Source organism: Amycolatopsis thailandensis (genome assembly GCF_042723255.1).
GTDB classification, from domain to species: domain Bacteria; phylum Actinomycetota; class Actinomycetes; order Mycobacteriales; family Pseudonocardiaceae; genus Amycolatopsis; species Amycolatopsis thailandensis.
This window is the reverse complement of the sequence record NZ_JBHXJK010000095.1, coordinates 1-21,796: the sequence shown is the minus strand read 5'-3', so window position 1 is coordinate 21,796 and position 21,796 is coordinate 1. Positions and strand designations below refer to the sequence as shown.

Annotated in this window: 25 protein-coding genes; 15 read left to right on the top strand and 10 right to left on the bottom strand. The window is 68.1% G+C overall.

Annotated elements, in window-relative coordinates; translation table 11 throughout:
* The first annotated feature begins 19 nt into the window (after positions 1-19).
* The 3 genes from ygfZ to ACFWMR_RS30220 all read left to right on the top strand — a co-directional run bounded on the left by ygfZ (position 20) and on the right by ACFWMR_RS30220 (position 3,255).
* Entirely contained in the window at positions 20-1,147 is a 1,128-nt protein-coding gene (gene ygfZ / locus ACFWMR_RS30230) for a CAF17-like 4Fe-4S cluster assembly/insertion protein YgfZ (RefSeq protein WP_093939129.1), read from the top strand.
* 600 nt (positions 1,148-1,747) lie between these two features.
* Positions 1,748-2,311: an RsiG family protein gene (locus ACFWMR_RS30225; RefSeq protein ID WP_093938621.1), complete on the top strand. Its 564-nt coding sequence runs from the start codon at positions 1,748-1,750 to the stop codon at positions 2,309-2,311.
* A complete protein-coding gene (locus ACFWMR_RS30220) occupies positions 2,308-3,255 on the top strand; it encodes an asparaginase (protein WP_378380834.1) in 948 nt (315 codons plus the stop codon). Before ACFWMR_RS30225 ends, ACFWMR_RS30220 begins: the two co-directional genes overlap by 4 nt.
* Positions 3,256-3,263: 8 nt before the next feature.
* Here the strand turns inward: ACFWMR_RS30220 and ACFWMR_RS30215 are convergent, their stop codons facing one another.
* Entirely contained in the window at positions 3,264-4,163 is a 900-nt protein-coding gene (locus tag ACFWMR_RS30215; RefSeq protein ID WP_093938619.1) for a hypothetical protein, read from the bottom strand.
* Between the two features lie 207 nt (positions 4,164-4,370).
* Here ACFWMR_RS30215 and ACFWMR_RS30210 point away from each other — a divergent pair, with 207 nt between their 5' ends.
* A complete protein-coding gene (locus ACFWMR_RS30210) occupies positions 4,371-4,556 on the top strand; it encodes a DUF3073 domain-containing protein (RefSeq protein WP_020632289.1) in 186 nt (61 codons plus the stop codon).
* Positions 4,557-4,644: 88 nt separating this feature from the next.
* Positions 4,645-5,505, top strand: coding sequence for a 3-hydroxybutyryl-CoA dehydrogenase (locus tag ACFWMR_RS30205; protein WP_378380833.1), 861 nt, complete (start codon positions 4,645-4,647; stop codon positions 5,503-5,505).
* On the opposite strand, the gene ACFWMR_RS30200 is transcribed toward ACFWMR_RS30205, so the two are convergent.
* Both ACFWMR_RS30200 and ACFWMR_RS30195 read right to left on the bottom strand, forming a co-directional pair.
* On the bottom strand, positions 5,496-6,044 hold the full coding sequence (locus ACFWMR_RS30200; RefSeq protein ID WP_378380832.1) for a PIN domain-containing protein: 549 nt from the start codon (positions 6,042-6,044) through the stop codon (positions 5,496-5,498). The two genes, ACFWMR_RS30205 and ACFWMR_RS30200, sit on opposite strands and share 10 nt — an antisense overlap.
* A gap of 12 nt (positions 6,045-6,056) precedes the next feature.
* Positions 6,057-6,512, bottom strand: a complete 456-nt coding sequence (locus ACFWMR_RS30195) for a helix-turn-helix domain-containing protein (protein WP_378380831.1) — start codon at positions 6,510-6,512, stop codon at positions 6,057-6,059.
* A 122-nt stretch (positions 6,513-6,634) separates the two neighbouring features.
* Between ACFWMR_RS30195 and ACFWMR_RS30190 the strand changes: the two genes are divergently transcribed.
* The 3 genes from ACFWMR_RS30190 (at position 6,635) to ACFWMR_RS30180 (ending at position 9,386) form a co-directional block, all read left to right on the top strand.
* Positions 6,635-7,534 (top strand): Gfo/Idh/MocA family protein, encoded by a 900-nt coding sequence (locus tag ACFWMR_RS30190; protein WP_378276033.1) that lies wholly within the window; start codon positions 6,635-6,637, stop codon positions 7,532-7,534.
* A 222-nt stretch (positions 7,535-7,756) separates the two neighbouring features.
* Positions 7,757-8,407, top strand: coding sequence for a VanZ family protein (locus ACFWMR_RS30185; protein ID WP_378380830.1), 651 nt, complete (start codon positions 7,757-7,759; stop codon positions 8,405-8,407).
* 178 nt (positions 8,408-8,585) lie between these two features.
* Complete coding sequence (locus ACFWMR_RS30180; protein WP_378380829.1) at positions 8,586-9,386, top strand: GNAT family N-acetyltransferase; 801 nt, start codon at positions 8,586-8,588, stop codon at positions 9,384-9,386.
* Positions 9,387-9,423: 37 nt separating this feature from the next.
* On the opposite strand, the gene arfB is transcribed toward ACFWMR_RS30180, so the two are convergent.
* The 6 genes from arfB to ACFWMR_RS30150 form a co-directional block, all read right to left on the bottom strand.
* Positions 9,424-9,855, bottom strand: a complete 432-nt coding sequence (arfB, locus tag ACFWMR_RS30175) for an alternative ribosome rescue aminoacyl-tRNA hydrolase ArfB (RefSeq protein WP_378380828.1) — start codon at positions 9,853-9,855, stop codon at positions 9,424-9,426.
* A gap of 35 nt (positions 9,856-9,890) precedes the next feature.
* Positions 9,891-10,961 carry a phosphoribosylformylglycinamidine cyclo-ligase gene (gene purM, locus ACFWMR_RS30170; RefSeq protein WP_378380827.1) on the bottom strand — a complete coding sequence of 357 codons (1,071 nt, stop codon included), beginning with the start codon at positions 10,959-10,961 and terminating at the stop codon, positions 9,891-9,893.
* Positions 10,962-10,991: 30 nt separating this feature from the next.
* Positions 10,992-12,530 carry an amidophosphoribosyltransferase gene (gene purF / locus ACFWMR_RS30165; protein ID WP_020632297.1) on the bottom strand — a complete coding sequence of 513 codons (1,539 nt, stop codon included), beginning with the start codon at positions 12,528-12,530 and terminating at the stop codon, positions 10,992-10,994.
* Positions 12,531-12,745: 215 nt separating this feature from the next.
* Positions 12,746-13,147, bottom strand: a complete 402-nt coding sequence (locus tag ACFWMR_RS30160; protein WP_378276037.1) for a hypothetical protein — start codon at positions 13,145-13,147, stop codon at positions 12,746-12,748.
* Positions 13,131-13,370, bottom strand: a complete 240-nt coding sequence (locus tag ACFWMR_RS30155; protein ID WP_005152616.1) for a DUF397 domain-containing protein — start codon at positions 13,368-13,370, stop codon at positions 13,131-13,133. Before ACFWMR_RS30155 ends, ACFWMR_RS30160 begins: the two co-directional genes overlap by 17 nt.
* 283 nt (positions 13,371-13,653) lie before the next feature.
* The gene (locus tag ACFWMR_RS30150) at positions 13,654-14,532 is read right to left on the bottom strand and encodes a helix-turn-helix domain-containing protein (protein ID WP_093938610.1); all 879 of its coding nucleotides are present in this window, start codon (positions 14,530-14,532) and stop codon (positions 13,654-13,656) included.
* 203 nt (positions 14,533-14,735) lie between these two features.
* Here ACFWMR_RS30150 and ACFWMR_RS30145 point away from each other — a divergent pair, with 203 nt between their 5' ends.
* A complete protein-coding gene (locus ACFWMR_RS30145; RefSeq protein WP_378380826.1) occupies positions 14,736-15,533 on the top strand; it encodes an SAM-dependent methyltransferase in 798 nt (265 codons plus the stop codon).
* A gap of 79 nt (positions 15,534-15,612) precedes the next feature.
* On the opposite strand, the gene ACFWMR_RS30140 is transcribed toward ACFWMR_RS30145, so the two are convergent.
* A complete protein-coding gene (locus ACFWMR_RS30140; RefSeq protein WP_378276041.1) occupies positions 15,613-15,993 on the bottom strand; it encodes a sterol carrier family protein in 381 nt (126 codons plus the stop codon).
* A gap of 53 nt (positions 15,994-16,046) precedes the next feature.
* On the opposite strand from ACFWMR_RS30140, the gene ACFWMR_RS30135 reads away from it, so the two are divergent.
* The 6 genes from ACFWMR_RS30135 (at position 16,047) to ACFWMR_RS30110 (ending at position 21,652) form a co-directional block, all read left to right on the top strand.
* Positions 16,047-16,673, top strand: coding sequence for a type VII secretion system-associated protein (locus tag ACFWMR_RS30135; RefSeq protein ID WP_093938622.1), 627 nt, complete (start codon positions 16,047-16,049; stop codon positions 16,671-16,673).
* A 104-nt stretch (positions 16,674-16,777) separates the two neighbouring features.
* Positions 16,778-17,593, top strand: a complete 816-nt coding sequence (locus ACFWMR_RS30130; RefSeq protein WP_378380825.1) for a lysozyme — start codon at positions 16,778-16,780, stop codon at positions 17,591-17,593.
* Between the two features lie 190 nt (positions 17,594-17,783).
* Positions 17,784-18,629 (top strand): lysozyme, encoded by an 846-nt coding sequence (locus ACFWMR_RS30125; protein ID WP_378380824.1) that lies wholly within the window; start codon positions 17,784-17,786, stop codon positions 18,627-18,629.
* Positions 18,630-18,817: 188 nt separating this feature from the next.
* On the top strand, positions 18,818-19,663 hold the full coding sequence (locus tag ACFWMR_RS30120; RefSeq protein WP_378380823.1) for a Twin-arginine translocation protein TatA: 846 nt from the start codon (positions 18,818-18,820) through the stop codon (positions 19,661-19,663).
* A gap of 4 nt (positions 19,664-19,667) precedes the next feature.
* On the top strand, positions 19,668-20,789 hold the full coding sequence (locus tag ACFWMR_RS30115; protein ID WP_378380822.1) for a pentapeptide repeat-containing protein: 1,122 nt from the start codon (positions 19,668-19,670) through the stop codon (positions 20,787-20,789).
* Complete coding sequence (locus ACFWMR_RS30110) at positions 20,789-21,652, top strand: hypothetical protein (protein ID WP_378380821.1); 864 nt, start codon at positions 20,789-20,791, stop codon at positions 21,650-21,652. Before ACFWMR_RS30115 ends, ACFWMR_RS30110 begins: the two co-directional genes overlap by 1 nt.
* Positions 21,653-21,796: the final 144 nt, after the last annotated feature.

Genomic DNA, 21,796 nt, shown 5'->3' with positions numbered 1-21,796 from the left:
ACTCACTAGCATGGGTTTCATGCCCTACCGCTCCCCCCTGCTCGACCTTCCCGGACCGATCGCGGCACCCGACGGGCATCCGGAGGAAGGTGTCCCGTGGCATTGGGGAGACCCCTTCGCCGAGCAACGGACGGCGGCGCGCGGCGCGGTCGTGATCGACCGTTCGCATCGCGAAATCCTGGCCGTGACCGGGGAAGAACGGTTGTCCTGGCTGCATTTGGTGATCTCGCAGCATGTCACCGGGCTCGCTGAGGGCACCGGCACCGAGGCGCTCGTGCTGGACAGCCAAGGCCGCGTCGACACCCACATGGTCGTCGCGCATTCGGACGGCACGGTGTTCCTGGACAGCGACAGGGGCGCGGTGGCCTCCAGCGCGCTGCCTTCCGGCGGCAAGCAGACTTTGCGCGAGTACCTCGAAGCGATGAAGTTCTGGTCCAAAGTGGACATCCGCGACGCGTCGGGGGAACTGGCGCTGCTGACCGTCCTCGGCCCCGAGGCGGACCGGGTACTGGACTCCGTGGGGGTCTCGCTGGGCCCGGACGCGTACTCGGTCGCGCCGATCCCCGGCGGTTTCGCGCGGCGGATGCCGTGGCCGGGACGGCACAGCGTCGACCTCGCCGTGCCCCGCGCCGAACTCGCCGACTGGTGGCGCCGCCTGACCGACGCGGGTGCGCGCCCGGCGGGCAGCTGGACTTTCGACGCGCTGCGGGTGGAGTCGCTGCGGCCGCGGCTGGGGCTCGACACCGACGAGCGCACGATCCCGCACGAGGTGAACTGGGTCGACTCCGCCGCGCACGTGGCGAAGGGCTGCTACCGCGGGCAGGAGACCGTCGCGAAGGTGCACAACGTCGGGCGGCCGCCGCGGTACATGGCGCTGCTGCATCTGGACGGTTCGCCGGAGATCACGCCGGAAACCGGCGACCCGGTGGTGCTGGGCGAGCGGACGGTCGGGCGCGTGGGCAGCGTGGTGCAGCACCACGAACTGGGGCCGATCGCGCTGGCGCTGGTCAAACGCTCGACGCGACCGGGCGCGGAACTGCTGGTCGGTGCCGAAGACCGCGTCGTGCAGGCGGCCATCGATCCGGACTCGGTGCCGGGTGAGGCTCCCGCTCCCGGCCGGGAAGCGGCCCAACGACTGCGGGGCTGACCTGGGGATTCTGGTCCGGTTCCGGGTCGCGTGCGGTCCGGTCCGGTCCGTGAAGGCCTCCTTGGGGGACTCTAGGTCCCTCAAGGAGGCCTTCACGGCCTTCGGGACTGTCACTTTCGCCCCACCTGCCCCACTTGCCACATCGGCGTCGCGTGAAGGCCCCCTTGCCTCGGCTGAGCGCAGGAAACTCGACCTTCACTCCTCGCCAAGTACATGAAGGCCCCCTTGCTTGCGCTAGGCGCAAGCAAGGGGGCCTTCATGTACCCGCCACCACCCCGCACCGGCCCCGCGCGCCTTCCGAAGGGGCTCTCCCCGCATCTCACGCGGCGAAGGACGCTTCCCCCACGTCACACGCGGCGAAAGCTCCCTCCCCCCAGTTGTCCACAACCCCGCCCACCTGTGGACAACCTCGCCGACCAGCACTTTTCCCCCTCCACCCCCGGTAGACTGGACCAGGGGCCGCCCCCGGGACGGGTGGGGGGCGCGCTCTGGAAGGGACCGAAAGAGCGGCAGTGCAGCGGAGGGTGCAGGGGAGGGCAGAGATCCTTGTGGTATCGCTCCCTGCGGAACATTTCGGCTTGAGCGCGATAAGCTACGCGGGTGATCGAAGTCCGGCCCGGTGGTCGCCGTCGTATCGACCGCGTGCTCGGCCCTGGGTATCTCAGCGACCTCGGCGAGCTCACTCTTTCCGTGCTGCGCGAACGCCGTGACGAGGCCGCGCAGGAGGAGACAGACCTGTCGTATCTGCGGCGTCTGCTGCACGCGCGGATCGACATCGTGCGGGCCGAGCAGGAGCGCCGGAGTTCGGGCGGCGAGAGCAGTGTCGTCGAGCGGCTGGCCGCGATCCTGGCGGACAACGCGATCGGTCCGGCCACGGGTTCGGGCAGGCATCAGCGGCTGGAGCCGTCCCGCGCGGGCGAGCACCGGCGGTTCGCCGAGGCGCTCATCGGCGACACCGACCTTTCCGACGTCAGCACGCTCTCGGACGAGAAGCTGCTCAACGCCCTCGACAGGTACGCCGACGAGGAGGTCTCGGTCTCGTCGTACCGCCGCGAGGTGCAGAGTGTGATGGACACGATCAACGCCGAGATCGCGACCCGCTACCGCAAGGGCACGGCGTCCGTCGACGACCTGCTCGACACCGAACGCGGCGGGTCCGAGTGACGAATCCCGTCCTGGTCGAGGTCGTCCGATCCGGTTTCGTGGAGAGCACGCACCGCGGCGCGCTCGTGATCACCGCTCCCGACGGGTCGGTGCGCTTCTCCGTGGGCGACATCGAGCGCCCGGTCTACCCGCGCTCATCCAACAAACCGCTCCAGGCCGTCGGGATGCTGCGCGCCGGCCTCACGATCGACGACGAGGATCTCGCGCTGGGCTGCGGGTCGCACAACGGCGAGCCCGGCCACGTCGAGGGCTCCCTGTCCATGCTTTCCCGCGCGGGCCTGACCGAGGAGGCGCTGGCCTGCCCGCCCGCCTTCCCGCTGCACGAGCCGAGCATGCTGGCCGTGGCCACGGCGGGGAAACGCCGCGCCGCCATGAACTGCTCCGGCAAACACGCCGCGATGCTCACGACCTGCGCCCAGCTCGGCTGGCCGACCGAGGACTACGCGGCCGCGACCCACCCGCTGCAAAAGGTCATCCAGGCCACCATCGCCGACCTCACCAGCGAGACGATCGAGACGGTCGGCGTCGACGGCTGCGGCGCACCGCTGTTCGCGTTCTCCCTCACCGGACTCGCCCGTTCCTTCGGCAGGCTGGTCACCGCGATGGGCGGGCCGGACCGCCGGGTCGCGGACGCCGTCCGCGCGCATCCGTGGCAGGTCGCGGGCACCGGCCGCGAGGACACCGTGCTGATGCGGAGCGTGGAAGGCCTGCTCTCGAAGGGCGGCGCCGAAGGAGTGCACGCGTTCGCCCTCCCGGACGGCACCGCGCTGGCTTTGAAGATCGACGACGGAGCCGCGCGGGCACGGATCCCGCTGCTGCTCGCGACCCTGCGCCACCTCGGCATCGACCCGGGCGCGGAGGCGAGCGGCCTCGCGCGCAACGCGGTACTGGGCGGCGGCGAACCGGTCGGCGAGCTGAGGGTCACCGCGGGACTCTTCGGCTAGGACAGGGCCTAGTTCGCGCGTTCCCGCGCCGCCAGGTCGCCCCAGAAGTCCCGCAGGTCGGCGAACAATTCCGCCAACTCGTCGACGTTGCCGGTGCGGAGCGCGTCGAGGATGTCGTGCACCTCTTCGGCGGTCGTGTCGGCCTGCAGGATCGAGTCCGCGAAGAGCTGCACGAGACCGCCGTAGTCGAGCTCGACCGCGGAGCCGGGGTGGAAGCAGTCGAGCCAGCGTCGCGTTTCGAGCAGCACCCGGCCTGGTCCCGAATCACCGAAGGTCGCTTCGAGCAGGTCCCCGACCTCGCGGGCGCGATGCCGCGCGTCGGCGATGGAGACCCGCCACGACACCTCGCGCTCGGGGTCTTCGCGGCCCTTGCCCAGTTTGACCCGGCGCATCCCGGGATCGAACAGCACGAACCACGGAAGCGGGACGGTCCACGTCGTCGAGAGCGTGTGCGACGCCGAAGCGGACAGATCGTCGATGGCGGACTTCGCCCGCGAGCGGATCATGTCGAAGGAAGCGCCGCCCGCGTCGAGCACGGCGTTCTTCAGTGCCGGATGCGCGTCGCCGAGGAAGGTCACCAGCGCCGCGGCCGAGCGGGCGCGGATCTCCATCGGACAGATCAACGGCCCCGGGCCGGCGTCGCCGTGCTCACCCTCCGGCACGTCTTCGGGATCCAGGACGAGGACGTCGGTGACGAGGCTGGGCGCGGCCCGGCCGTCCGCCAGTTCGGCGGGCAACAGCCGCCCGACGTGCTGTGACTTGAGCCACAGTGCCTGCTCGCGCTCGCCCGCGGCCGAACGATCGAGCCGGGCCGCTTCGACGGCCTCGAGCAGGCGTTCGTCCGGCGGGTCCCCCAGCGCGAGCAGGGGCTCATAGACGCGGAGATAAGCCGCGAACGGACGTGGCACACGAGCATCGTGGCACGCGGACCTGCGACGATCGCCACCGACCGGCCGGTAACCGGCGTTCGGTGAACACTGTCGCCACCGGCACACCGTGCCACGTCGCATCCAACCCCCCAGACACGGTACGGTGTCAGCAGGAAATAATTGTCGAGACGATGCGGGGCCGCCGATTCCCCCGGCCGCCCCGCCCCTGTGCGAGGGGGTCGAGCCATGGGGCGCGGCCGGGCTAAGGCCAAGCAGACGAAGGTGGCGCGCGAGCTCAAGTACAGCTCGCACGAAACCGACTTCGATGCTTTGCAGCGCGAGCTGTCCAGTAGTTCCTCTGATTACGGGCACGAGGACGACAAGCGGGACGACGACGACCCGTACGACGGGTACGACGAATACCGCCGCTGAGCAGGCGTGACACGCGAGGGTGGGACGGATTGAACTCCGTGGTCCACCCTCGCGTGTCGCGTGCTGCCCAAAATACGAGGAGGGTTCCGTGTCGGACGTAACGCGGGTAGGTGTCATCGGAGCCGGGCTCATGGGCTCGGGTATCGCCGAGGTGCACGCACGTGCCGGTCTGGACGTGATCATCACCGAGGTGAACCAGCCGGCGCTGGACTCCGGGCGAGCGCGGATCGAGAAGTCGCTGCAACGCGGCGTCAAGAACGGGAAGCTCTCGCAGGAAGACGCCGACGCCGCGCTCGGACGGCTCCGCTTCACCACCGAGATCGGCGAGTTCGCCGACCGCGACCTCGTCATCGAGGCCATCCTGGAACAGGAGCAGGCCAAGGTCGAGGTGTTCCGGTCGCTGGACAAGATCGTCGAGCGTGAGGACGCGGTGTTCGCGTCCAACACCTCGTCGATCCCGATCATGAAGCTCGGGATGGCGACCGACCGCCCGCAGCAGGTGGTCGGCATCCACTTCTTCAACCCCGTCCCCGTGCTGCCGCTCGTCGAGCTGGTTCCTTCGCTGCTGACCAGCGAAGACACCGCCCGCCGCGCGGAGGAGCACGCGACGACGGCGTTGAGCAAGACGGTGATCCGGTCGCAGGACCGCGCCGGTTTCATCGTGAACTCGCTGCTCGTGCCGTATCTGCTTTCGGCGATCCGGATGATCGAGTCGGGCTTCGCGTCGGCGGAGGACATCGACCGCGGAATGGAGCTGGGCACCGCGCACCCGATGGGCCCGCTGCGGCTGTCGGACCTGATCGGCCTGGACACCATCAAGGCGATCGCGGACTCGATGTACGCCGAGTTCAAGGAGCCGCTGTACTCCTCGCCGCCGCTGCTGCTGCGCATGGTCGACGCCGGCCTGCTCGGCAAGAAGACCGGCCGCGGGTTCTACAGCTACTCCTGACCCGACCTGAGCGCTGCGGCCGACCGGCACAGGCCGCAGCGCTCCAAGGCGTCGAGGACATCGGCGACGCTCGTCGGAGCGCGGCGCGAGGCCACGATCTGCCGCACCGCGTCCAGGACCACGCGTTCGCAGAGTTCGATCCGTTCAAGGACGAAGTCGTCGGCGCCCTGGGCTTCGATGTTCCATTGGCCGAGTATCCGCTCCGGGAAGTCCCGCAGGTTCTCGGTCACTATGACGCGTGCCCGCGCCTTGATGGCCGCGGCGAGCACGTGCCGGTCGTCCGGGTCGGGTAGATCGAGCGCTGTCACGAGTGGTTCGTAGCCCGTGACCAGGCAATCACGGACCGAGGCGTTCATCAGGTTCCGTGTCCTGTCGAGCTTGCGGGGGTCGAGGTCAGGCCGGTTCTCCTTGAGGTTCCGGAAGACCTCGTCGAGGATTTCGTCCGTCCACTTGGCCTGGACGAAGCCGCTCTGCGCGATCCGGATGAGGAGATCACGCAGAACATTGGGATACAGCACGTTGGCGTCGAAGAGGACCACGAAGGCCACTTGCTAGGTCAGCCCCATCTCCTGATTCAGGGCGGAAAGCTCGTCCGCGGCCTCGCGGCGCCGTTGGTCGTCTTCACGCAGGTAGTCGTGGAGGGAACTGGCCTTCACCCGCCGATGCTTACCGACCGCGCGGTACTCGATCCGACCCGCTTCGAGCAGTCCGATGAGGAAGGGCCGGGACACGTTGAGCAGGTCAGCGGCCTGCTGCGTGGTCAACTCGGCGTGCGACGGGACGATGGACACGCTCTCGCCCGCCGCCACCAACGCCAGCACCCGCGCCATCAGATCGACGACTCCACGAGGAACGACCAGGGACTCTTCGTGCTCGTCGACGACCACGCGCACGGTGTCCCGCTCATGAGGTTTGGCCAGATAGGCCTTGACATGCGGAAGCGCTTCGAGCGCCACGTCGATGTCGTGACGTCCCGGGACGATCTGGTCAATGGTCAGCGCAGTCATCACTGCTCCCGTGTTCAGCGTGGTCCCAGTATCAGCTCTCACCGAATTATTCGCAACAAACGCAATAAACGCAACTCGATGGTGCGTTCAGCTTGCGGAGCGGCACACCTAGACTTGGGCCCGTGGGACAGGGACAGCTGCGCGTGGGTCTGGTCGGGGCGGGTCCGTGGGCGAAGACGGTGCACGCACCGGGTCTCGCCGATCACCCCGGAACCACGTTGAGCACGGTCTGGACCAGGCGTCCCGAAGCCGCGAAAGAGCTGGCCGACGCGCACGGCGCCCAGGCCGTCGACAGCTTCGAGGAACTGCTCGACCAGGTGGACGCGGTCGCGTTCGCCGTGCCGCCCGCCGTCCAGGCGGAGCTGGCGGTCAAGGCGGCCGAAGCGGGCAAGCATCTCATCCTGGAGAAGCCGATCGCCGCGGATCTCGACGGCGCGCGGCGGCTCGCGGACGCGGTCGACGCCGCGGGGGTGGCCGCGCTCGTGGTCCTGACCTTGCGTTTTTCGCCGATGACCCGCGAGTGGCTCGACGGCATCAAGGCGACGGGCGGCTGGCGCGGCGGCGGGGCGCGCTGGCTTTCGGGTGCGCTGCTCGGCGGCCAGTACCAGTCTTCGGCGTGGCGGCACGACTCCGGCGCGCTCGCCGACATCGGCCCGCACGCCTTCGATCTGCTGGACGCGGCGCTCGGCGAGATCACCGAGGTGCTCGCCGCCGACCGCACCGATGACGATCTGTGGCAGTTCCTGTTCGCCCACGCGGGTGGCGCGACCAGTACGGCGACCCTGTCGCTGCGGCTGCCGATCCAGCCGACGGTCGTCGAAGTGGTCGTCTACGGCGAGCACGGCTATCGCACTCTGGGGCGGAAACCGGGGTCGGCCGGAGAGTCGTACACCGCGCTCCTGGACGATTTCGCCGCGATGGCGGCGAGCGGGACGACGTCCCACCCGTGTGACGTGCGCCGGGGGCTGCACCTCCAGAAACTGCTCGAACGCGCGCGCGAGCTCGCCGGACACGGCAAGTAGTACACAGGTCACCCACAAGGCTTTTCCTTGTGCGATAACGCCTTCTTCCGGTTACTTCACGGCCATCCACAGGTTTGTCCACAGGTTCCTTTGTGGACGGTCACAAGCATGGGAAACCCTTTTCCGCTACCGGAGAAGATCACCTCTTAGTGCGCTCGCTCCGTCATGCCGAGTCGATCTTGTGATGCGAAGGTGATCTTGGGCGCTCCGGAAAGGAAGGCCATGGGTGAGCTGCTCCGCGCTTTCGGCGCGATGATCCCGTTGGCGATCACCGCGTTCCCATACGCACTGCTCGGGTGGCCGCTGCTCGCGGCGCACCGGCGCCGAAGACAAGCCGACCGCTTCATCGCGTCGGCGACGGCCGCCGTGGACATGACGCTCGCGTTGACCTGCTTCCTGGTGTTGTGCCTGGTCACGATGCCGGTGACCGGCGCACAAGGCAGCAGGCTGAACCTCGAACCCGGCACCGACCTGCGTCTCGCGCTGAGCGACGGCGCCAATCTCTGGCAAGCGCTGGGCAACTTCCTCATGTTGAGCCCGCTCGGCGCCCTGCTCCCGTTGCGGTCCCGCCGTCTGCGGTCGCTGGGCCGGATCGCGCTCGGCGCACTGACCGTCTCCGTGCTGGTGGAAGGGACGCAATATCTGATCCAAGCCGGCCGGGTGACCTCCGCCGACGACGTCCTGCTGAACACACTGGGCGCGATCACGGGCGCCGTACTGAGCAAACGGCTCTGGCACCGCCTGGACGTCCGGCCGCCGGTGAAGATCCCGGCGCAGGTCCGGCGGGTGTGCGACGCTCCCGTCCGGATGCGGGTCCCGAGGTCGGTGTGGGACGAGCGGTATTCGAGCATCGCGCATCCGCAGCGGCGGTAAATCGCTTGACCGTCGTGCGAGGGTAGGCGCGAAAGCCCTTCCTGACAGAGAAGAGGGATGCCTCATGCCTGACGCCTTCAGCGGCGTCGGCACGAGCTAGCCGGCGCCCATGCCAGCCCCATCACGCACGCGGGTCTTCCCGTGCGTCTCTTTCTCTTGCCTGAAAGGCTTTCCACCAGTGCGTTCAGAGACCATTCGTGCTCTCCAGTCCTACATCCGCACCACCGCGGCGAAGTTCCGCGAAACCGAGCGGATCGGGCCGTTCCTGGCCACGTACTACCTCGAGGCCACCAGCCCGTTCCTCAATTACGCGATCCCCGACGACGGCGCCGTCCCCACTCACGACGACGTCGCCGAGCTCACCGAGGCGTTCCGCGAGCGCGGGCTCATGCCGCGTCTGGAGTTCCTGACCGAAGCCGTGCCGGCGGCCGAAGCCGTGCTCGTCGAATGCGGGTACACGCTGGAGCGGCGGGTCCCGTTGATGATCTGCACGCCGGAGCAGGTCGTCGAGCAGCCGGGACCGGCCGGGATCAGCCTGATCACCCCGAAAACCGCCGACGAGCTCCGGAAGATGATCCGGGCGCAGAACCTGGCGTTCGGGGAGACCGATCCCGATCAGCACCTCGACCCGTCGCCGGATCAGCTGAGCGGCGAGACCATGTCGGTGATGGCCGTCGACGAAAACGGCGACGTCGTCGGCGGCGGGGTCGCGACCGCGATCCTCGACGGCGCGACCGAGGTCGCGGGCATCGGGGTGATCGAGGAGTACCGGAGCCGCGGGATCGCCGCGGCGATGACGGAGTATCTGACGCGGGAAGCACACGCCCGCGGCGGCCGGTCGGTGTTCTTGACGCCGGGCGCCGGGCAGGCGGAACGCGTCTACGGCCGGGTCGGTTTCGAGACCGCGGCCGAATGCGTGCACCTGTCAGTCCCGGTCAGCGGAGCTGGAGTTCACCACGACGAAGAACCACACGCGTGAACCCGTCGATCGCGGTCGCGGGTTCACCACTGGCGACTCAGTCGTCTGAGTAGCCACCGCGGCGTGACTTCTTGACGTCGCCGCGGCGCTTCTTCGAGGCCAGGCGGCGTTCCTTCGAACCTCGTGAAGGTTTGGTGGGACGCCGCTTGGCGGCCGGCGGCGCCGACGCGTCCAGCAGCAACATCACCAGCCGCGCTCGTGCGGCTTCCCGGTTCATCAGCTGTGACCGGTGTTCGGACGCGGCGATCGTGACGACGCCGTCGACCAGCCGCGACGAAAGCCGGTCCAGCATCCGGGCCCGGAGATGCTCCGGGACGTAAGCCGAACCGGCCACGTCGAAGGAGAGTTCGACCCGCGAGTCCGTGGTGTTCACGCCCTGCCCACCCGGACCCGACGACCGGGAGAACCGTTCGCTCAAGTCGGCACCCGGGATCACGAACCGGGTGCCGATCACCACGTCATCAGCCACGGAACCAGTGTGACACCCGGGCCCAAACCGTTAATTCAGAAGCGGGGGTGGTCACCGGAGAGCACGGCGCGCGGGCCGTCCGGGTCTTCCGCGGGCTGCACGTCGCCGAGGATCCACGCCGGCACGTGCCGGGCGGTCAGCATCGCGAGCGCGCGGTCGACGTCGTCGGGGCCGACGATCGCGACCATGCCGACGCCCATGTTGAACGTCTTCTCCAGTTCGGCGCGCTCGACCTTGCCGCGGTGGCCGACCAGCGCGAACACCGGCGCCGGGGTCCAGGTGCCGCGTTCGAGCCGGGCGACCAGGCCGCGCGGCATGACGCGGGCGAGGTTCTGCTCCAGCCCGCCGCCGGTGACGTGCGCGAACGTGCGGACGTCGGCCTCGGCCACCAGCGCGAGGCAGTCCTTCGCGTAGATCCTGGTCGGCTCCAGCATCTCCTCGCCCAGCGAGCGGCCGAACTCCTCGACGTGCCCGTCGAGCGGCATGCGCGCGATGTCCAGCAGCACGTGCCGGGCGAGCGAGTAGCCGTTGGAGTGCAGACCGGAGGAACCGAGCGCGAGGACGACGTCGCCGGGGCGGACCCGCTCCGGGCCGAGCACCTTCGACGCCTCGACGACGCCGATGCCGGTGCCCGAGAGGTCGTAGTCGTGCTCGCCCATCAGGCCGGGGTGCTCCGCGGTCTCGCCGCCGAGCAACGCGCAACCCGCCTGGACACAGCCTTCGGCGATGCCGCCGACCAGCGCCGCGATCTTCTCCGGCACGACCTTGCCGACGGCGATGTAGTCCTGCATGAACAGCGGCTCGGCACCGGTGACGACCAGGTCGTCGACGACCATCGCGACCAGGTCGATGCCGACGGTGTCGTGCTTGTCGAGCGCCTGCGCGACGGCGATCTTGGTGCCGACCCCGTCCGTCGACGAGGCCAGCACCGGCTCTTTCCACCTGTCCAGCTTCAGGGAGAACAGCCCGGCGAAACCGCCGACCCCACCCATCACCTCGGGCCTCGTGGCCCTCTCGGCGTGTGGTTTGAGCAGCTCGACGGCTTTGTCACCGGCGTCGATGCTGACGCCGGCGGCGGCGTACGTGGCGCTCGTGGACTCGCTCACGAAAGCGGACTCCAACTCTGGAAGAAGAGGCTAGGGACGCCGGATGGCGTCTTCAGCACCGTACCCGGCAGGGCTGACGGGCTTCGCCGCGCCATTGACCGAGTCCAGGCTTTCCAGCAGGTGCTTCCCGATCATCGCGTCCTCGGGGAGCGCGATCGGGTACTCGCCGGAGAAGCACGCGGTGCACAACCGCGACTTCGGCTGTTCCGAAGCCGCGACCAGCCCGTCCAGTGAGACGTAGCCCAAAGTGTCCGCGCCGATGGAGCGGCGGATGCCGTCGAGGTCGACGCCGTTGGCCACCAGTTCGGCGCGGGAGGCGAAGTCGATCCCGTAGAAACACGGCCAGCGGACGGGCGGCGAGGCGATCCGGACGTGCACCTCCAGCGCGCCCGCCTCCCGCAGCATGCGGACCAGCGCGCGCTGGGTGTTGCCGCGGACGATGGAGTCGTCGACCACGACGAGCCGTTTGCCGCGGATGACGTCGCGCAGCGGGTTCAGCTTCAGCCGGATGCCCAGCTGGCGGATGGTCTGCGACGGCTGGATGAAGGTGCGGCCGACGTAGGCGTTCTTCACCAGGCCGGTGCCGTAGGGGATGCCGGAGCCCTGCGCGTAACCGATGGCGGCCGGGGTGCCGGATTCGGGCACCGGCATGACCAGGTCGGCGTCGGCCGGATGCTCGGCGGCGAGTTTGCGGCCGATCTCGACGCGGGTGGCGTGCACGCTGCGGCCGGCGATCGAGGTGTCGGGGCGCGCGAGGTAGACGTACTCGAAGACACAGCCCTTGGGTTCGGGGTTCGCGAACCGCGAGGAGCGCAGGCCCTCGGCGTCGATCGCGATGAGCTCACCGGGCTCGACCTCGCGGACGAACGACGCGCCGCAGATGTCCAGCGCGGCCGTCTCGCTCGCGACCACCCAGCCACGTTCGAGCCTGCCGAGCACCAGCGGGTGCACTCCGTGCGGGTCGCGCGCGGCGTACAAGGTGGACTCGTCGGCGAAGACCAGGCAGAACGCGCCCTTGAGGGTGGGCAGCAGTTCCAGCGCGGCGGCCTCGATGCCCTTGTCGGCGGCGTTGGCCGCGAGCAGCCCGCACACCAGGTCGGAGTCGCTGGAGGAACCTGTCAGTCCCGCGTGCGGCTTGAGGCCGGCTTCGACCGTGCGATCGCGCAGCTCGGCGGTGTTGACGAGGTTCCCGTTGTGCGCGAAGGACAGCCCGCTGCCGGTGGCGGTGGTGCGGAAGATCGGCTGCGCGTTCTCCCAGATGGTCGCGCCGGTGGTCGAGTAGCGGCAGTGCCCGACGGCGATATGTCCTTGCAGCGACTGCAGGACCTGCTCGTCGAACACCTGGCTGACCAGGCCGAGATCCTTGAAGACGACGATCTGCGAGCCGTCGGAGACCGAGATGCCGGCCGCTTCCTGGCCACGGTGCTGAAGTGCGTAGAGCCCGTAGTAGGTCAGCTTCGCGACCTCTTCTCCGGGCGCCCAGACACCGAAGACACCGCATTCCTCGCGGGGTTCCGGATCGGGCTGGTCGGTCACGGGCTGTCCGGCGAGGGACGGGTCGGAAACCACCGAGGTGCTCCCAGGGAGAAAGAGGGCAGGCCGCCACCAGTGTAAACGGTGAGCCGGAGATCAACGCGCCGCGCGACGTGGCACTGGACACGCTTCAAGCAGGGGTGTCTTAGTGACCGTGAGTGACGGGCAGGTGTCAAGGCCCGGCACTCACGACCCCCGACCAGCCGACCGCTCCCCCTCGACAGAGGCGGTCGACTGTGCTTAGGAGGTGACTAGCTGGCGGCGAGCCACTTGGACGTGCCGCCGCGGCCGGGGACCCAGCAGCCCTTGGACGCGGTCTCCGGGAGGTGAAGCGAGCCGGGGATCCGCTCGTCCGGGAGCGCGAGCAGTTCCGTCAGCACCGTCACGGCGTCACCGGTGAACCGCCACAGCCAGACATCGGGTTCGAGGATGTCTTCCTCGGTACCCGGCAGGCGGGTCGCGACGACGTCGTCCTCGGCGTTGAGCCGGACCACGTCGACCACGTTGTCGTGGACCCGCACGCCGACCACGGCCAGGACCTCGCCGTTCGCGTCGCACGGGTGCACGAACTGGTATCCGCGGTGGATCAGTTCCTGCAGGCCGCTTTCGATATCGGTGATTTCCGCGGTGATGGTGTCACCCGAGAACGTCATCGAATTCGCCGTCCTTGGCACCAGCGAGGAACGCCGCCATCTCGGCCTGCGTGTAGATCAGGGCCGGCCCGGTCGGGAAGCGCGAGTTGCGCATCGCGATCTCGCCGGACGCGAGCGGTGCGACCTCGACGCAGTTGCCGATCGCGTTGCTGTAGCTAGCTTTGCGCCATTGCGCACCGGTAAGACGATCGGCCGGGATGCCGTTGTCGAACTGTTCAGCCATGGTCCCCACCTTCCCCGACGAGTACTTCGGGCGATGCATCTGCATGTGCATTTGCCTGTGATCCCAAAGTTAGCACGTGTGACTGCAACGGTAAATGCACGTGCAGAAGTTTCTGCAGAATTCGCGTGCAGTGATGACTTTGGTCCTCTTTCGTACCACCAAAGCGTGATCGCCACAGCCACCATCGAGTGACCAACTACTGTTCGTGGTCGTATTTTCGGGCGCACACAAGAAAACCCCGGCCGTCACCAGGACGGCGGGTAACCCCACAACGGTGAGTGACTCAGATTTCCGCGCGGCGCTTCATCAGCATCTGGCGGCTGCGGTCCGGCGTCTCCGCGTCGACCGCGAGCATGTCCAGCGCCCGGCTGTACCGCTCGATCTCGTCGCGCTTGTCGATGTAGTGCGCGCCGGTCAGGTACTCGGTGTAGGCGATGTTCGGCAATTCCTCTTCCGCGAACCTGAGCAGCGAGAACGCGCTGTCGGCGGAGTATCCGCTCCGGTCGAACGGGAGGATCTGCACCGAGATGTTCGGCTGCTGGATCATGTCCAGCAGGTAATCGATCTGGCCCTTGAGGATCTCGCGGTCGCCGATCGGCCGGTGGAGCACCGACTCGTCGAGCACCAGCCACAACCGCGGCGCGTCCGGCCTCGACAGCATCTTCTGCCGCCGCATCCGCAGCGCGACCCGGCGGTCGATCTGCTCGTTGACCATGTCCTTGCGGCCGTGACTCATGATCGCCCGCGCGTAGTCCTCGGTCTGCAGCAGGCCCGTGACGTACAGCGGCTCCCAGACCTGGATCCGGGCCGCGGCCTCTTCGAGCCCGACGAGGTCGTTGAACCAGCTCGGCATCAGGTCGCCGTAGCGGCGCCACCAACCCGGCTCGTTCGATTCCTTGACCATGTCGAGGAACTGTTGCCGCTCACCGGGATCGGTCATCCCGTACATGGTCAGCAGATCGGCGACGTCGCGTTCCTTGAACCCCACGCGGCCGAGTTCGAGACGGCTGATCTTCGACTCGGAGCCGCGGATGCTGTAGCCGGCCTCCTGGCGCGTGATGCCCGCGTCCTCGCGCATCCGCCGGAGCTGCGAACCCAGGATCATCCGCCGCGCGGTGGGACCCAGGGACTGCTCACCGCCGGACGGGGTGACCGCGTTCATCGACCGGGGACCTTTCGTACGACAACACTCACCAGGGGAACTAGCCGATTACTGAAAGTACACGTTTGGGCCTCGACACGACAGGCATGGCTCGGTTTACCCGCCGCGAACGTGGTTCTACTCTACGTAGAGCCCGAGACTTCCGACACAGTTTTGTGAGGTTCAAGATGCCCGACGCCCCGACGCGGACGGAACGAGTGCCAGTGGGTGTCGACCCGACCCGGGCCAGCATCGCCCGGGTGTACGACGCCTTCCTCCTCGGCAAGGACAACTACGAGATCGACCGGGAGGTGCTGCGCAAGGTCCAGCAGGCCGCCCCGGAGGCGCAGGACCTGGCCACCGAGAACCGCGGTTTCCTGATCCGCGCGTGCCGGTTCCTCGCCAGCCAGACGGGCATCACGCAGTTCCTCGACCTGGGATCCGGCCTGCCGACGGCCGAGAACACGCACCAGGTCGTGCAGCGGATCAACCCGGAGATCAAGGTCGTCTACGTCGACAACGACCCGGTCGTCCTCGCCCACGGGCGCGCGCTGCTCGAGGAGAACGAGAACACCCACTTCGTCTCGGACGACATCTTCGAGCCGGAGCGGATCCTGGAGAACCCGGACATCGTCCGGCACATCGACTTCACGCAGCCGATCGCGTTGCTGCAGCTCGGGACGCTGCACCACTACAACGGGCCGCACGAGCAGCCCGCCAAGATCATGAAGAAGTACATCGACGCGTTGCCCTCGGGTTCGTACGTGGCGATCTCGCACTTCTCCGACCCGCAGGATGAGCTGTCCGAGGTCGCCCGCAAGATGGAGGACTTCTTCATCCACAGCCCGATGGGCTCGGGCACCTTCCGCACCAAGGCCGAGATCGAGGAGCTGTTCCACGACCTCGAGATGGTCGAACCCGGCGTCAAGCTGTGCGCCGACTGGTGGCCGGACGGCCCGCGGATCAAGGAGCTGAACACCGCTCAGCGGACCATCTCCGGCGGGATCGGCCGCAAGGCTTAGGACCGCACCTGTGTCATGAAGGGTCCCCATGGGACGAATTGCGTCCCATGGGGACCCTTCATGACATCCGGAAGCGGGGTCAGAGGCGGACCAAGGGCAGCCAGCGGGCCAGGTCGGCCCTGCTCCCCGAGGCGGCGACCCGCCCCGACTCGACGGCGTCGGCCCAGCCGAGCAGCCCGGTCGCCAGTTCCAGCCACGTGCGCGGATCCGTTTCGACGACGTTCGGCGGCGTCCCGCGCGTATGGCTCAATCCTTCGACACACTGCACAGCCGCGAACGGCGGCACCCGCACTTCGACACTCTTCCCCGGCGCGTCCGAGGCCAGCGTCCGCAGGCTCAGCCGCACCGCCGCGGCCAGCTCGGGCCGGGCCGGATCCGGACCGGATCCGCTCAACCAGGGGGAAATCGCCGTGATCGCGGCACGTAACTCAGCGGGGTCGACCGAACGCGAAGAGGCCATGGGAGAACAGTAGAGTGAGCTCGAACAAACCTTCAGGCACCCGGAACGTGGGGATGGCGATGGCGCAGCGGGACGAGGCGGATCGGTTGGCGTCGAGCCCGGCGGGCAAGCGGAAACCGGGCAAGCCGAAGATCACCGAAGAGATGCGCGCCAACGCCAAGGCCAACCCCAACAGCTGGCTTTATGTCATCGACGAGGCCTTCGACCCCGACGGCCCGGTGCCGTCCTGGGCGGTCGTCGGCGCGTATCCGGTGAACGGCGGCGGCGAGATCGTCGAGGACTTCCACCCCAACGACCGCTACCGGCCCTCGCCCAAGGCGCTCGGCTTCCCGGAGCCGCGCAACGAACTCGAGCAGCTGCTCCAGCTGGTGCGCACGAACCACCGCCCGGCCGCCGACCTGCCGCGTGTCTTCCTCGACTCGACGCTGTTCGTCTACGCCCTTTCCCCGGTCCAGCGCACGGTGATCGGCTTCCACAACGTCGACGGCCAGGTGCTGGTGCCGGCGTATACGGCCAAGACGCTGGTCCCGCGCGAATGGCCGCACGCCCGCGCGGTGCTGGGCCGGGACATGGTCCCGCTGCTCGCCGGGCACCCCGTGACGCTCAATCCCCACGATCGGCTCACCGCGATCATCCCCTCGGAGCACCTCGACAAAGCCCTTTCGGACGAGCGCCGTTAGGGCTCGATTAACCCACTCGGCCCAATTTATTCGCCCGGAAAGCAACACTTTCGGGTGATGTTCGAGTCGCTGATTCCCTTTTTCCGAGGGATCGTGACGACGTGATGAGTCGCAGAGTGTGTTCAAAAGGCTGGGGGGCCGTCCTCGCGGCGGGGGTTCTGCTGCTCGTGCAGACCCCCGCCGTCGCACGCGAAGGCGGGCCCAGATACGACGGGGCCGAGGAGCATTACGCCGGTTCGCAGATCGCGCTGAACGAAGGCGTCGGCGTGTCGGTGGGGCCGTTGTACGGCGGCGAAGCGCAGACACTCGGCCACGACGTCAGTGGTCACCAAGGCGACGTCGACTGGCCCGCCGCGTCCAGGACGGGCGCGAAGTTCGTCTACGTGAAGGCGACCGAGGGCACCGGCTTCGTCAATCCCCGGTTCGCCCAGCAGTACAACGGTTCCTACGGCGTCGGCATGATCCGCGGCGCGTACCACTTCGCGCGCCCCGACGTCTCGGACGGCGCCGCGCAGGCGAACTACTTCGTCGACCACGGCGGCGGCTGGTCCAAGGACGGCAAGACGCTGCCGGGCGCGCTCGACGCCGAGTACAACCCTTACGGCGAAACCTGTTACGGCAAGAATCCCGCGCAGATGGTGGCGTGGATGGCGTCGTTCGCCGGGACCTATCTGCGGCGGACCGGACGGCATCCGGCGATCTACACGTCGACGAGCTGGTGGAAGCGCTGCACCGGCAACAGCGACGCGTTCTGGCAGAACCCGCTGTGGATCGCGCGCTACAACACGGAGATCGGGGAGCTGCCCGCGAGCTGGAAGACCCACACCATCTGGCAGTTCTCGAACAAGGGCAGCCTGCCCGGCGATCAGAACTGGTTCAACGGCACGCAGGATCGCGTGCACGCGTTGTCGATCGGCTGACCCCTCGCCCGAGTGGGGTTACAAGATCACAGAACACCGTCAACATGGAAATGAAAATCACCCACGTGTAGTACCAATTTCACGGAAGTTAGTGACAAACCCGGCACCCGTCGTCAACAATCGTGCCCGGACGGCTACCACCTGCAAGTTAGCCGTCCTCAGCGAGGGTTATCCGTGAAGGGATTGTCGTATGCGCACTTCCCGAAGAATCGCCATCGCCGTCGGCTCCGCGCTGCTCCTGCTCAGCAGCACGGTCCAGGCGTCGGCCACCCCGTCCCCCGAGGTCATGTCGATCGAACAGGACCTTCAGCAGAACGACCACACGATCGGATCGCAGATCCGGCGCGTGGAAGGGGACACCTCCACCCCCGAGTCCAAGGAGAAGGCGGCCCGGCCGCAGCCTGAGGCCGGGGTGCTCGCGACGGTCGCGGGCATGGACGTCGCCAGCTACCAGGGCAATGTCGACTGGGCCAGCTGGTGGGGCCAGGGCAAGCGCTTCGTGTGGACGAAGGCGACCGAAGGCACGAGCTACAAGAACCCGTACTTCGCGCAGCAGTACAACGGTTCGTACAACCAGGGCTTCATCCGCGGCGCCTACCACTTCGCACTGCCCAACGTCTCGAGCGGCGCGGCGCAGGCGGACTTCTTCGTCAACAACGGCGGCGGCTGGTCCAAGGACGGCAAGACCCTGCCGGGCGCGCTGGACATGGAATACAACCCGTACGGCGCCACCTGCTACGGCCTGAGCCAGTCGGCGATGGGGGCCTGGATCCGGGCGTTCCACGACCGCTACCAGCAGCGCACCGGCCGCTGGCCCGTCATCTACACCTCGACGAACTGGTGGAGCACCTGCGTCGGCTCGTCGCAGAACTTCGGTGGAACGGTCCCGCTGTGGATCGCGCGGTACGCGTCGTCCGTGGGCGCGCTGCCCTACGGCTGGGGCTTCTACACCGTGTGGCAGTACACCTCCAGCCCGCTCGACCAGAACACCTTCAACGGCGCTTACGACCGCTTGCAGGCACTGGCCAACGGCTGAGCTGCGCATTTCGTGAAGAAGCGGCTCCCGGCCTCGGCCGGGAGCCGCTTTCGCGTGCTGCTTTCAACGCGGGGTACCTTCCGGAGCAGAATGCCACTGAAACCCCTGGCACGGGCGGATCCGGAACCAGCGCTGACCGCCGGTCGTCTGATCTGAAGCCTCAGGCCCCAGTACGGAAGGCGAGACCGATGACCTACCCACCCCAGCCAGGCCAGCCCTACGGCCAGGACCCCCAGGGACAGCAGCCCGGTGGCTGGGACCAGACCCAGCAATACGGTCAGCCTCAGCAGTACGGACAGCAGCCCCAGCAGGGCTGGGACCAGACCCAGCAGTATCAGCAGCAGCCGCAACAGCAGGGTTGGGACCAGACCCAGCAATACCCGCAGCAGCCGCAGCAAGGCTGGGACCCCAACGCGCAGCAGCAGGGCTGGGACCCGAACAACCCGAGCTACCCGCAGGGTTTCGGCGGCCCGCCCGCGCCGCCGAAGAAGAGCAAGACCGGCCTGATCATCGGGATCGTGATCGGTCTCGTGGTGCTGATCGCCTTCGGTGTCACCGGTTTCGTCGCGCCGGGCTTCCTGCTCGGCAAGGACGAAGGCAACAACACGGCCGCGCCGCCGCCCTCGTCGTCGCCCGAGCAGGCGCCGACCTCCGCGCCGAAGAGCAGCCCGAAGTCGAGCGCGCCCAAGAGCAGCCCGAGGAGCACCGAAAGCGGTGGCAGCACGGGCTCCGAAGGCAACCCGCAGGGTGTCCAGAACCTCAAGGACTTCATGGCGAAGGTGAGCGCGGGCGACAAGGCCGGCGCGCTGTCGCTGGTCTGCGCGGACATGAAGGCGACCATGGGCGACTCGATCGACATCATGGCCCCGGCGCCGGCGCAGCTGGAGATCACCTCGACCGCCGGCATCGGCGACGGGTTCGTCACCGGCGACATCGAGGGCACGGTCAAGGGCAAGAAGGTCAGCGGGTCGGGGATCTCCAAGGACGACAACCCGGACAAGTCCTTCTGCGTCCGCAACTTCTTCGTATTCTGAGCGAATGAAGCGGTTGCTCCGGTCCCCGACGTTCCGCTCCCCGTTGCTCTGGACGTTCTTCGTCTCGCTCCTGCTGTTGCTGGCCGTCGGCGGCTGGTTGCTGACCGATCCGGCGACCAGCCGCAGCGAGGCGTTGAAGACCGGCGGCATCGCCGGGGGTGCCATCGTCGCGCTGTACGCGTTGTGGCTCAACGACAGGCGCCGCCGGGTCGAGGAGCGGCGGCAGGAGGTCGAGCGGCAGCGGCAGGAACTCGAGCTGCGGCGGGCCGACCAGGACCGGGACCGGATCTCGGACGAACGGTTCGCGAAGGCCGTCGAACTGCTCGGGCACGACGCCGACCAGGTGCGGGTGGGGGCCCTGCACGCGCTGGCGGGGCTGGCCAGGGGGCGGGCGGTCTACCGGCAGACCGTGCTGGACATCCTGTGTTCGTACCTGCGGCGGCCGTTCGAGCATCCGCGGTACGACGAAACCGCGAAACCGCCCAGGGACGACTCGTCGGAGAAGGCGACCGCGGAGCAGGACCAAGAACTCCAGGTGCGGCAGACCGCGCAGCGGCTCATCGGGGAACTGCTCCCGGCCGCGGATTTCGAGGGAACCCCCGCGTACGACCTCGATCTGACCGGGGCGGTGCTGGAGTATTTCGACCTTTCGGAGCGGAAGGTCGGCAAACTGCTGCTCCGGTACGCCGGTCTGTACAGCAGCACCAACCTGTCCGGCTGCGTGTTCCGCGGCCCGGTGTACCTGACCGGCGCGGGAGCGGGCAAGAAGAAACGGATCGGCTTCTTCCGGTGCGAGGACGCGAAGTTCGAGCAGCGCGCGTGGTTCAGCGGGGTGCGATTCTCCGAAGACGCCGAGTTCCGCGGCACGACGTTCGCGGGCGAGACCTCCTTCAAGGACAGCGTCTTCGCGAAGAACGCCGTGTTCGCCGGCGCGAAATTCGGGAAGACGCTGGATCTGCATCGCGCGCGGTTCGAGAGCTTCGCGGATCTGGGTTTCGGTGAACCGCCCGGCACGGTGTCGCTGTACAACACGGTGGTCGAGCCGTCGAGGGATCACGAGCTCCCGGCGGGCTGGTCCGTCGAAACCCTGCCCGACGGCCGGGCCCGGCTCGTGATGAAGGACTGATGAGACGACTGCTCAGGTCACCGCTGTTGTGGACGTTGCTGTCCTCGGTCGCGGTACTCGTCGGGGTCACCGCCTGGCTGCTCACGGATCGCGCGACGAGCCGCGGTGACGCGCTCAAGACCGGCGCTCTGGCGGGCGGCGCGATCGCCGCGCTCTACGGGCTCTGGCTCAACGACCGGCGGCGGCGCACCGAGGAGGACCGGCACGAGATCGAACGCAGCCGGATCTCCGACGAGCGCTTCGCCAAATCGATCGAACTGCTGGGCAACGACGCCGACCAGGTCCGGGTCGGGGCGATGCATTCGCTCGCCGGGCTGGCCAGGACGCGTCCGGAGTACCGGCAAACGGTGCTCGACGTGTTGTGCGCCTACCTGCGGCGGCCGTTCGAGCATCCGAAGTTCGACCCGGACGCGGACTATTGGGGCGACGGCGAACGCAAGGCCGCCGCGGAACGCGAACGGCTGGTCCGGCGTGCGGCCGAACGGCTGATCCGCGACATCCTGCCGCACAGCGGGACCACCGGGCCGACGTTCTCGCTCAACCTCAGCGACGCCCGGCTCGACAAGCTGGGGCTGCTCGGCAGGCGGGTCGGGTGGTTCGGCGCGGATCGCTGCGAGGTGCTGACGTATCTCGACCTCACCGACACCCAGCTGTCGGGGAAGTTCCTGCTGGAGAACGTGACGATCCACGGCGAGTTCGTGCTCACGAGGGCGAGCTTCGAACGGAAGGTGTCGCTGGACAACACGGTCGTCGAGACCGCTGTCGACTTCAGCGTCGCGACGTTCGCGGAGCCGCCGTCACTGGAGGGCGCGAAGTTCGCGGCGGGTTCGACGTTGCCGGTCGCGAGTGGCGATTCGGGCTAGAGCCGACCGTGTCTCAGGTACCTGCTGGGTTCCGGCTGTGGCGGAGCGCGGGTCCGGTCCGTGAAGGCCCCCTTCCCTCGGCTCAGCCGAGGAAACTCGACCTTCACGGCGGCTCAAGTACATGATGGCCCCCTTCCTTGCGCT